We start from the raw sequence: 10671 nt of genomic DNA, 5'->3' as shown, positions 1-10671 counted from the left end.
CTGGGTCGCGACGAGGAAGACGACGGCGAGCATCCGCCGGTTGACGGCTTCGAACTTCGACGCGTCCGGGGTGCCGTCGAGGTTCCAGTGCTTCCCCGAATCGACCTGCGCGACGAGCGCCTTCGCGGGGGCGTACATCGGACCGAAGGCCTGCCCCAGGGTGTTCGCCGCGTGTTTGGCGATCGGGACCCCGGTGACGTTCATCAGCTCGAACGGTCCCATCCCCACGCCGAACGCCTTCTTGCAGGCGGCCTCGATCGTCGGGATGTCGGCGACGCCCTCCTCGAGAAGGCGCACCGCCTCGTTGAGCCAGGGGACGAAATAGCGGTTCACGATGAACCCGGAGGCGTCGGCGGAGCGGATCGGGGTCTTCCCGATCTGCTCCTGCAGCGCCCACGCGCGGCGGACGGCCTCGGGGGAGGTCGCCTCCCCGGGGATCACCTCGACCAGCCGGTTCTTGGCGGGATGGTAGAAGTAGTGAAGGCCCAGGATCCGTTCGGGGTGCTTCATCCCCTTCGCGAGGTCGGTCACCGCGAACGACGACGTGTTCGTCCCGAGGATCGCCTCGGGGCGCGCGTGCCGCTCGAGGCGCTCGAAGACCTCCCGCTTCACCGTCAGGTCCTCGAAGACCGCCTCGACGACGAGATCGGCCTCGGCGACGGCGCTCCAGTCGGCCGTGCCGCGGATCCTCGCGCGGATCGCCTCGGCCTGCTCCGGCCGGAAGATCTTCCGCTCGACCCCCTGCGCGAGGGTCGTCGCGATGATGTCGAGGCCCCGCGCGACCTTGGCGTCGTCGAGGTCGAGGAGGATCACCGGGAAGCCTTCGGTCGCCATCTTCTGGGCGATGCCGCTTCCCATGTTGCCGGCGCCGATGACGGCGAGCGTGCGGATCGGTCGGGTCTGGCTCATCGCAGCTCCTGGTCTCGTGGGAACGGGGGAGTTTAGCAGGCCGATCCGGTCCCGTGACCAATGCCAAGTCGTTGATCCCGCCGCCCCTCCTATTCTGTCGTCGGAGCCCGAAAGGGGGTGCGCGGCATGCACGCCGTCGTCTCGATCAAGCAGGTTCCGGACACCACCAACGTCCGGATCAACCCCGAGACCGGAACGCTGATTCGCGAGGGGGTGCCGGCGATCGTCAACCCCTACGACGCGCACGCCCTCGAGGTCGCCGTACGCCTCAAGGAGCGCTTCGGGGGAAAGGTCACGGTGATCACGATGGGCCCGCCCAAGGCCGCCGAGGCGCTCGTCGAATGCGTCGAGCAGGGGGCCGACCGCGCGATCCTGATCTCCGACCGGAAGTTCTCGGCGGCGGACACCCTGGCGACCTCGTACGTCCTGGCGACGGCGATCGAGGCGATCGCGAAGGAGGAGCCGGTCGACCTGATGCTGTTCGGAAAGCAGGCGATCGACGGCGACACCGCCCAGGTCGGGCCCGGCGTCGCCACGCGCCTGTCGGTGCCGCTGGTGAGTTATGCCGTCGAGGTCGAGTCGTTCGACCCCGTCTCGCGCACCGCGGTCCTGCACCGCCGCACGGAGTGGGGGATCGAGGTCGTGAAGACGACGCTCCCCGCGCTCCTCACCGTCGAGAAGGAGATCGCCCCGATCGCGCGGGCCCCCCTTCCCAACGTGATCCGCGCCGCCCGTTACGCCCCGGAGGTCTGGAGCGCCGCGGCGCCGGTGCCGTTCGACGTCGCGCAGATCGGGATCAAGGGCTCGCCGACGATCGTCGGACGCGCCTACACCCCGCCGCCGAAGAAGGCGGGAGAGGTCCTCGCCGTGAGCGAGAAGGGGCTCGAGGCGGCGGTCGCCGCCGTCCTGGAGCGGATCGGAGCGGCGCGATGAGCGAAGCGGTCGCCAAGCGCATCTGGGTCTACGTCGAGCAGGAGGAGGGGCGCCCGCACCCGGTGTCGTGGGAGCTCCTGGCCGCCGCCCACCGTCTCGCCGCTCAGCTGCCGGGGAGCGTGGTGGAAGGGGTCGTCACCGGCCACGGCGTCGAGGCGGTCGCGCGCGAGGCGTTCCGTTACGGCGCGTCGCGCGTCTACCTCATCGACGACCCGGTCCTCGAGCTCTACCGCAACACCCCCTACGCCTTCGGCGTCGCGAACGTCGTCAAAAAGCACCATCCCGAGATCTTCCTCGTCGGGGCGACGACGATGGGACGCGTCCTCGCCAGCGCGATCGCCACGCACGTGAGGACGGGGCTCACCGCCGACTGCACCGAGCTCGCCATCGATCCGGAAAAGAAGATCCTCGCGGCGACCCGCCCGACCTTCGGCGGGAACCTGATGGCGACGATCCTCTGCAAGACCCATCGCCCGCAGATGGCGACGGTGCGCCCCCGGGTGCTGCCGATGCCGGCGCCGGGCCCCGCGATCGACGGGGAGATCGTCCGCGAGCCGCTCGGGATGACCGAGGACGAGGTCGCGCTCAAGATCGTCCGCACGATCGCCTCCGACACGAAGGACCAGGTGAACCTCGAATACGCCGACGTGATCGTGGGCGGCGGGCGCGGGATCGGCGGCCCCGAGGGATTCGCGATGCTCGAGGAGCTCGCGGGGCTTCTCGGCGGGGTCGTCGGCGCGACGCGGCCGGTCGTGGACGCGGGCTGGATCCCGTACGGCCGGCAGATCGGCCAGACGGGGAAAACCGTGCGCCCGAAGCTCTACATCGCAGCCGGGATCTCCGGCGCGCTGCAGCATCGCGTCGGGGTCGCCGGATCCGACTTCATCGTCGCGATCAACAACGACCCGAACGCCCCGATCTTCCAGCTCGCCGACGTGGGGATCGTCGGCGACCTCCACCAGGTCGTCCCCGAGCTGATCCGCCAGGTCCGCGCGGCGGGAGGTGCGATTGTCTGAGATCCCGAGGTTCGACGCGATCGTCGTGGGCGCGGGGCCGGCGGGGACCTCGGCCGCGATCACCCTGGCGCGCGCGGGGCTGCGCACGATCCTGATCGAGCGCGGCCACTTCGCGGGGGCCAAGAACTTCTTCGGCGGGGTGCTCTACACGCACGCGCTCGCGGACGTGTTGCCCGACTTCTGGGAGCGCAAGCCCCCGTTCGAGCGCCCGGTCACCGAGCAGGGGTACTGGCTCCTTTCCCCCGACAGCGTCGTGCGGCTCATGCACAAGAGCCAGCATTACCAGCAGGAGCCCGCGTCGGCGTACACGGCGCTGCGCGCGAACTTCGACGCGTGGTTCGCGCAGCAGGCCGCCGAGCTCGGGGTGTTGCTCATCACCAAGACGACGGTCACCGAGTGCGTTCGCGACGGGAACGGGCGGGTGATCGGCGTGCGGACCGACCGTCCCGACGGGGAGGTCCACGCCCCCGTCGTCATCGTCTCCGAAGGGGTGAACAACCTCGTCACCCAGGATCTCGGGCTCGCCAAGAGCGACCTCCCGCCGCGTTTCGTGGCGCTCGCGGTGAAAGAGCTGATCGCGCTCCCGCGCAAGGAGCTCGAGAGCCGCTTCAACCTCGGCGGGCCCAAGGAAGGCGTCGCGATCGACATCTTCGGCGACGCGACCCTGGGCCTCCCCGGGACCGCGTTCCTCTACACCGACCAGCAGGCGATCTCGATCGGCGTCGGCATGCTCCTCGGGGAATTCGTCAAGCACCGCGTGAAGCCCTACGAGGTGCTCGCCCGCTTCAAGAAGCACCCCGTGATCCAACCCTACGTCGCGGGGGGCGAGACCCTCGAATACGGCGCCCACCTGATCCCCGAGTTCGGTTACGACCGCATGCCCGCCCTCGCCGCGGACGGCGTGCTCGTCGCGGGAGACGCGGCCGGGATGGTGGACGCGATGCACCGCGAGGGGACCAACCTCGCGATGACCGCCGGTCGACTCGCGGGGGAAACGGCCATCGAGGCGCACCGCCAGGGGGATTTCTCGGGGGCGTTCCTGAGGTCGTACCGCAAGAAGCTCGAGGACAGCTTCGTCCTGAAGGACCTCCGCCAGTACCGGCGCATGACCGATTTCCTCGACCAGAGCCCGCACTTCATGGGCACCTACGTGAACTATCTCAACGAGGCCGCGCTGAAGTACTTCAACTCGCACGGCATCCCGAAACGCGACATGGAAAAGCAGATCTTCGACCTGCTCTGGAAGCGCCGCTCGATCTTCGGCGTCGCGAAGGACCTCATGGGGCTGCGCTCCGGGATGCGAGGCTGACATGCGCAGGAAACCCGAGGTCACCCTCTCCGACGAGGTCCGCGCGACGTTGCCCCGCGTGAACGTCGACGATCTGCTCAGCACGGTGAAGTTCTACGTGGACGAGGATTCCGCGCACATCTCGATCCGCGACCACGGCGTGTGCGAGAAGTGCGCGAAGCAGCCGTGCCTGACCTTCTGCCCGGTTTCCGTCTACACCCTCGACCGCGAGGGGAAGGTGATGGTCGGCTACCAGGCCTGCGTCGAGTGCGGCAGCTGCCGGATCGGCTGCCCGTTCGGGAACATCCGCTGGGACCTGCCCCGCGGCGGGTACGGCGTCGCCTACAAGTTCGGTTAGAAGGGAGGACGCCCATGCCCGAGAACGCCATCCACGAGCTCGACCGCGCGGCGGTCGCCCTTCTCAACGCGATCGACCTCCACGGCTCGACGGTCCGCAAGCTGCTCGACCCGGGAAAGCTCGACGCGCTGCGCCGTACGGTCGTCGAGTTCCGCGAGGAGATCCTCGGCCTCGAGATGGGGCCGCTCTACGACGGCGAGGGGCCCGACGACGACGCGTCAGCGTAAGAGGCGCGTGAGCGCCGTCGCGCCGTCCTCGTCGAGTTGCAGCCCCTCCTTCGCGCGCTCCCACGCCCGTCGCGCGATCTCGGCCTCGGGGTGCGCGGCGAGGACGCGGGCGGAAGCGGCGAGCAGCGGTGACCAGGCCTGCGACTCCAGGTAGTAGCCGAGCCGGAGGACGTCCGCCTCGACCGGCTCGAGCCCGGAGAGTCCCGCTTCGAACGTCGACGCTGGCGCGGTGCGGAACGGCGACCAGGGAGTGATCCCTTCCCCCTCCGGCGACTCCAGTCGCCAGCTGAACAGAGGCCCGGGCGCGAGCGACGGGAGGTCCGGCGCGCTCCAGGGCCCTTCACCGTCGACGGGAGCGGATCGCCAGACCGTCTTCTTCCCTTCCGCGACCACGACGTGCACCGGTCGCGGCCCCCCGATCGCGACGAAGGCCGGCGTGCCGCTCACGACTTCGTAGCGGGGGGAGAGGGGCCGCGCGCGTCGCGGATCGGGCACCGCCTCGTCGCCCCGCATCGCCGCGAGGAGCACGCTTCCGCCGGGGCGACTGAGGACCCACAGCCCCGATTCGGTGACCTTGGCCGAATCCGGGTCGAGCCGTGCACCGTCGGGAGCGCGGGAGCCGGGCGCCGGGACGACGTAGCGCTGCCCCGCTCCGAGACGGACGATCGAGCCCCCCGCGAGGTAGAGGGTCGCCGTGCTCCCGTGACCGGTCTCGACCGCGGCGCCGCCGGCGAGCCGATCCCCGATCGCCGCGGGGCGGGCCGCGACCCGGACGTCCCCCTTCGCCGAGGCGAGCACCCCCGCCGCCGGCTCGGGGGCGGGCCCGGCGGCGACGGCCGCGACGACGAACAGGGCGAGGACGAGCGGGCGCATCGACACCTCCCGGGCTCGAGAGACATTACCGCGCCGGGCGCTGGAAGTTGGTCTCACCGCGCGATTCGGGTGAGCCCTTCCCGGGCCCGGCGTTCGTCTTCCCCGGTCGCGCCGGCCAGGAGCGCCTGCGCGTACGCGGCCCTGGCCTCGTCGAGCCGGCCGAGCGCCTCGTGCGCACGGCCGAGCAGGACCCAGGCCTCCGGGCGCTGCGCCTCGGGAAGCCCCGCATCGATCGCCCGCGACAGCGCCCTCGTCGCGCGAGCGGGATCCCCCGACTCGAGCGCGGCGAGCCCCACGGTCTTCTCGAGGATCGTCCCCTCGGCCGTCGCCGGGAACGGCCGCTCTCCCTCGAGGCGCGCGAGGGCCTGCGCCGCCCGCCCGCGCGCCACTTCGATCCGCGCGATCTCGTTGACGACGAGCGAGCGCAGCGGGCCGCGCCCCGCGAGGTCGAGCGCGCGGGCGAGGCTCGCCTCCGCTCCGGCGAGGTCGCCGGTCGCCCTCAGGGCCGCGCCGAGGTTGTAGTGCACCACGTCGGCCTCCGGAAACGTCGCCGCGCAGTCCCGCAGGAGCGTCACCGCCCACGTCGGCGACGCCTCGAGCGAGGCCAACGTCCCGACGTTGGCGCACGCGGGGAGGTAGCGCGGATCGGCGGAGTGCGCCGCGACGAAGGCCTCCCGCGCGGCATCGCGGTCGCCGCGCACCATCGCGGCGCTCCCGGTCTCGTTGAGGTGCCGGGCCGAGGCGGTCCGCCACGCCCGCATCCCGAAGAACCCGCCGGCGAGCACGCAAAGCGTCGCCGCGAATGCGATCGCCAAGCGCCGCAGACGTCGCCTTTCCCGCGATCGGCGGCGGATCGCGGCGTCGAGGGCCTCGACGACCGCATGGAGGTCGGGGAAACGCGCCCGAGGGTCCTTCGCCAGGCAACGCGCGACGATCCGGCGCAGGTCCGCGGGGATCGACGCGTCGATCGAAGGGTCCGCGAGCGTCGCCCGGATCCCCCCCGCGGGGTCGAAGGGCCGTCGCCCGGCGAGCATCTCGTGCAACGCGACGCCGAAGGAGAACTGGTCGGAGGCGGGGGACGCCCCGGAGCCCTCGAGGACCTCCGGGGCCAGGTAGAACGGCGTGCCGACGATCGTCGAGCCCCCCTCCCACGCCAGCGTGATCGTTCCCTCGTCCGGCCCCCCCGACGCCGTCCCCGGTCCCGAGCGAAGCGCGATCCCGAAGTCGGCGACCTTCGGGATCCCGTGCTCGTCGATCAGCACGTTTCCGGGCTTGAAGTCGCGGTGGACGACCCCGCGCGCATGGGCCGAGGCGAGCGCGTCGGCGCACGCCCGCGCGATCGGCAGCACCTCCTCCCGCGCGAGCTCGCGGCGGGCGATCCGCGCGGCGAGCGTCCCGCCCGGGGCGAATTCCGCGGCGAGGTGGAGGCCGAACGGGGATTCGCCGACCTCGTGCACCACCAGGATGTTCGGATGACGCAGGACCGCGAGCGCGGACGCCTCGCGCCGGAGCGCTTCGGCGTCGACGACCCCCGGCCGGAGCGTCTTGACCGCCACCTGACGTCCGGGGATGTCCACGTCGTCGGCGAGGAACACGACGCCGAACCCGCCGCGGCCCAGCTCCGACACGAGACGGAAGTGTCCGAGACGGTCGCCGGGAGCCGGGGCGTCGCTCACCGCAGCACCGCGAAGGCGACGGCGAGGACGAACCACCCGAGCGCGAACCAGGCCGCGGGGACAGGTTTGCGCGCGAGCGCGCCGAGCCCGGCGGTCGTTCCCGACGCGAGGGCGGCCAGCGCGGGGGCGTCGAGGCCCGTCGCCGCGACCGCGAGGGAGGCCCCGAACGCGATCCCCCCGCCCAGGCGGGCCGAGGAGGGTTCCCGCCCCGCGAGGTACGCGCGCCCGGCGCGCAGCAGCATCGTGAGACCGACCCCCTGGGCCGTGAGGGCGACGAAGCGGAGGGTGTCCCGGGGCATCGATCCCGATGATACCGTTCGGGGTTCTTCCGACGGAGGCTCCCTTGAAGGTCATCGCGGTCATCGGCTCGGGAACGATGGGGAACGGCATCGCCCAGGTCGCGGCGCAGGCGGGTTGGTCGGTCGCGTTGTGCGACGCGAACCCGGAGGCCCTGCAGAAAGCCCTCGGCACGATCAAGAAGAGCCTCGAGCGCCTAGCCGAGAAGGGGAAGCTCGCGGAGGCGCCGCCGACGATCTGGGACCGCATCCGCACCACCGCGGCGATCGAGACGGCCGTCGGCAACGCGGACCTCGTCGTCGAGGCGGTCCCCGAGTCGATCGACCTCAAGCGCCGGATCTTCGAGGCGATCGACGGGGCGGCCCCCGCGCATGCCGTTCTCGCGTCGAACACGTCGTCCCTGTCGATCGCGTCGATCGCGGAGGCGGTCTCGCGGCGCGACCGGGTCGTCGGCATGCATTTCTTCAACCCGGTTCCCGTCATGGCGCTCCTCGAGGTCGTCCGCGCGAAGGAGACCTCGGAGGAAACCGTCGCCTTCGCCGTCGCGACCGGACTGGCGATGGGGAAGGAGCCGATCGTCGTCCGGGACATGCCGGGGTTCGCGACGAGCCGGCTGGGTGTCCTACTCGGACTCGAGGCGATGCGGATGCTCGAGCAGGGGGTCGCCAACGCCTCCGACATCGACAAGGCGATGACCCTCGGGTATCGCCATCCGATGGGGCCGCTCCAGCTCACCGACCTCGTCGGCCTGGACGTACGCCTCGCGATCGCCGAGCACCTCCACCGCGAGCTCGCCTCCGAGGCCTTCCGGCCGCCGGAGATCCTGAGACGCATGGTCGCGGAGGGGAAACTCGGGAAGAAGTCGGGCCGAGGGTTCTACACGTGGGAAGGGGACAAGGCGTCATGATCCGCGGCTTCGCGGTGACCGACCTGCACCTGCACGTCCACCCGGCCTCGATGCAGCGGGCGGCCGCCCACGCGCTCATGGAGGGGACCGAGCACCACGTCCTCGCCGACTCCCCGGCCGCGCTGCTGCGCGCCCTCGACGTCTGGGGGATCGAGCGCGCGGGAATCGTGAACTACGTCGCCCCCGACGTGATGGGCTACCCGCCGGAGATCAACGACTGGTGCGCGCGGTACTGCGGTGCCGCGCCGGACCGGCTGATCCCCTTCGGTTCGGTCCACCCGCGCTTCTCGAAGAGCGCCCGCGAGGAAACCGAGCGCGTCCTTGACCTCGGCGCGCGGATTCTCAAGATCCACCCGCCCCACCAGCACCTGCGGGTGAACGACTACGACTCGGGGCTCGGCGACATGTATGCCGTCGCGCAGGAGCGCGGCGTCCCGGTGATGGTGCACACGGGGACCTCCGTGTTCCCCGGCGCGCGCAACGTCTTCGCGGACCCGATGCCGTGTGACGACGTCGCCGTCGACTTCCCCGACCTGAAGCTGATCCTCGCCCACGTCGGCAGGCCGCTCCACGTCGAGACGGCGGTGTTCCTCGCTCGTCGCCATGCGAACGTGTGGCTCGAGATCTCGGGGATCCCGCCGAGGCGGCTGATGGAGTGGATCCCGCGCCTGGCCGATCTTGCCCCCAAGACGTTGTGGGGGACCGATTGGCCGGGGCCCGGGGTGCGCGACCCGAAGGCCAACGTCGAGGCGTTCCTCGATCTTCCGCTCGACGAAGGCGTCAAGCGGGCGATCTTGGACGGGAATTCGCGGCGGCTCCTTCCCTAGGGGACGAGCCCGATGTGCGAACCGTATTGGTTCCACCCGTCGGTCTCCCGCCGGTAGAGGTCGATCGAGCGCAGGCGGATCTCCTTCTCGCGCCCGTTTTCGTCGAGGATCCACTCCCGCGCGACGTAGAAGACGATCGCCCGATCTCCCTGGAGATCGATCTGCACGTCCTCCAGGACGTACCGGACGCCCCTGAACCGGGCGAGCACGGCTTCGGCGTTTTTCATGTACGCGTCGATCCCTCGCACGATCTCGCGGCTTCCGATCTGGAACCCCGTCCAGTCCGAGGTGTGGCCGCGGCGGATCGCTTCGCGATCGCCGCGGAAGTAGGCCCGGAACAGGCCGTCGATGTGGGCGAGGATCGCCTGCCGGTCCTCCTCGGGGCCGGGGCGGTTCACCGGGATCGTCCCGTCGAGCAGGACCGCGGCGAGCAGAAGTTCATGGAGCACAAGGGAGGCCTCCTTTCGCGCAGGAGGCTACGAGGTGCGGCGTCGCTCACGCTTCCAGGATCTTGCTCATTCCGCGGATCTCGCGCGCGGTGGGAGGCTTCCGCCACGCGGACGGGGGAACGCCGAACTCGCGGCGGAAGGCGTCGGTCAGGTGGGCGTGGGAGGAGAACCCCACGTCGTGCGCGAGCGCGGTCAACCCGTCCGCGTCGCCGAGTCGCTCGAGCACGACGCGCAGGCGAAGCCGGTTGAGGTAACGGTGGATCGGGATTCCCGTCGTGCGCCGGAAGGAGCGCGCGAGATGGAACGGAGAGCAGGCGACCTCACGCGAAAGCGCGTCGAGGGAGATCCCCGACGCGAGGTTCCTGGCGAGCACGACCTTCACCGCCAGGGTCCGCTCCGTTTCGAACGGAGCGTCGACGTCGAGAAGCGCTCCCAGCAGGCGAAGGGCCCCCTCGTGAAGGGCCATTGGATCCGGCGCATCGGCGAGGGCGTGGCGCCGCAGCCGCTCGGCGAGCGCGTGGGTCGCGGCCTCTGCCACGCCGCTCCGACGAGGGAACGGCCGGCCGGCATCCTCGATCGTCCTGCGGTCGAATCCGAGGACGGTACAGGCGTCGCCCCCTTCCGTGGGATGCGTGATCCGTTGCACCTCGCCGGGGCCCACGAAGAGGACGGCGTTCGCGTCGGCGTACGTCGCCTCCCCCTCGACCTCGCGGACGAACTGCCCCCGCCGCGGGAAGATCACTTCGTACCCTCCCGCTTCCTCCTCGTTTCCCCGCACGTGCGCGTGGGCACGGCAACGGACGTCCACGATCGCGAACGACCGCTCGCGGTGGAGCAGGCGGACGTCGAGGGAGTGAGGCATGCGCCAAGGGTAACGCCGTCTCCCGCGGCGGGGAACGACCCCGGCGCTT

Annotated in this window: 13 protein-coding genes; 7 read left to right on the top strand and 6 right to left on the bottom strand. The window is 71.1% G+C overall.

Features of this window, described 5'->3' with window-relative positions; genetic code table 11:
* Positions 1-909: 3-hydroxyacyl-CoA dehydrogenase family protein (locus VF139_03885; protein HEX6850522.1), on the bottom strand; the 909-nt coding region annotated here is incomplete at its 3' end.
* 126 nt (positions 910-1035) lie between these two features.
* Between VF139_03885 and VF139_03880 the strand changes: the two genes are divergently transcribed.
* The 5 genes from VF139_03880 to VF139_03860 are packed head-to-tail and all read left to right on the top strand — an operon-like array spanning position 1036 to position 4731.
* Positions 1036-1842, top strand: coding sequence for an electron transfer flavoprotein subunit beta/FixA family protein (locus tag VF139_03880; GenBank protein ID HEX6850521.1), 807 nt, complete (start codon positions 1036-1038; stop codon positions 1840-1842).
* Entirely contained in the window at positions 1839-2858 is a 1020-nt protein-coding gene (locus tag VF139_03875; GenBank protein ID HEX6850520.1) for an electron transfer flavoprotein subunit alpha/FixB family protein, read from the top strand. The genes VF139_03880 and VF139_03875 overlap by 4 nt, the downstream gene beginning before the upstream one ends.
* Positions 2851-4167, top strand: coding sequence for an FAD-dependent oxidoreductase (locus VF139_03870; GenBank protein ID HEX6850519.1), 1317 nt, complete (start codon positions 2851-2853; stop codon positions 4165-4167). Before VF139_03875 ends, VF139_03870 begins: the two co-directional genes overlap by 8 nt.
* Position 4168: 1 nt before the next feature.
* Positions 4169-4504, top strand: a complete 336-nt coding sequence (locus tag VF139_03865; GenBank protein HEX6850518.1) for a 4Fe-4S dicluster domain-containing protein — start codon at positions 4169-4171, stop codon at positions 4502-4504.
* Between the two features lie 14 nt (positions 4505-4518).
* Positions 4519-4731, top strand: a complete 213-nt coding sequence (locus VF139_03860) for a hypothetical protein (GenBank protein ID HEX6850517.1) — start codon at positions 4519-4521, stop codon at positions 4729-4731.
* Here the strand turns inward: VF139_03860 and VF139_03855 are convergent.
* From VF139_03855 to VF139_03845, 3 genes are read right to left on the bottom strand one after another with little or no spacing between them, the layout of a single operon-like run.
* A complete protein-coding gene (locus VF139_03855; protein ID HEX6850516.1) occupies positions 4723-5604 on the bottom strand; it encodes a hypothetical protein in 882 nt (293 codons plus the stop codon). The genes VF139_03860 and VF139_03855 overlap by 9 nt on opposite strands.
* Before the next feature lie 53 nt (positions 5605-5657).
* Complete coding sequence (locus tag VF139_03850) at positions 5658-7280, bottom strand: protein kinase (GenBank protein HEX6850515.1); 1623 nt, start codon at positions 7278-7280, stop codon at positions 5658-5660.
* Positions 7277-7579 carry a hypothetical protein gene (locus tag VF139_03845; protein HEX6850514.1) on the bottom strand — a complete coding sequence of 101 codons (303 nt, stop codon included), beginning with the start codon at positions 7577-7579 and terminating at the stop codon, positions 7277-7279. Before VF139_03845 ends, VF139_03850 begins: the two co-directional genes overlap by 4 nt.
* A 44-nt stretch (positions 7580-7623) precedes the next feature.
* Between VF139_03845 and VF139_03840 the strand changes: the two genes are divergently transcribed.
* Positions 7624-8484, top strand: coding sequence for a 3-hydroxyacyl-CoA dehydrogenase family protein (locus VF139_03840; protein HEX6850513.1), 861 nt, complete (start codon positions 7624-7626; stop codon positions 8482-8484).
* Positions 8481-9311: an amidohydrolase family protein gene (locus VF139_03835; GenBank protein HEX6850512.1), complete on the top strand. Its 831-nt coding sequence runs from the start codon at positions 8481-8483 to the stop codon at positions 9309-9311. The genes VF139_03840 and VF139_03835 overlap by 4 nt, the downstream gene beginning before the upstream one ends.
* On the opposite strand, the gene VF139_03830 is transcribed toward VF139_03835, so the two are convergent.
* Together VF139_03830 and VF139_03825 are read right to left on the bottom strand one after the other, a co-directional pair.
* The gene (locus tag VF139_03830) at positions 9308-9760 is read right to left on the bottom strand and encodes a nuclear transport factor 2 family protein (GenBank protein ID HEX6850511.1); all 453 of its coding nucleotides are present in this window, start codon (positions 9758-9760) and stop codon (positions 9308-9310) included. The genes VF139_03835 and VF139_03830 overlap by 4 nt on opposite strands.
* A gap of 46 nt (positions 9761-9806) precedes the next feature.
* Positions 9807-10622 carry an AraC family transcriptional regulator gene (locus VF139_03825; GenBank protein ID HEX6850510.1) on the bottom strand — a complete coding sequence of 272 codons (816 nt, stop codon included), beginning with the start codon at positions 10620-10622 and terminating at the stop codon, positions 9807-9809.
* Positions 10623-10671 lie beyond the last annotated feature (49 nt).

The sequence above is a fragment of the Candidatus Polarisedimenticolaceae bacterium genome, from assembly GCA_036376135.1.
Classification (GTDB): Bacteria; Acidobacteriota; Polarisedimenticolia; order Polarisedimenticolales; family DASRJG01; genus DASVAW01.
This window is presented reverse-complemented; position numbering and strand designations above follow the sequence as displayed.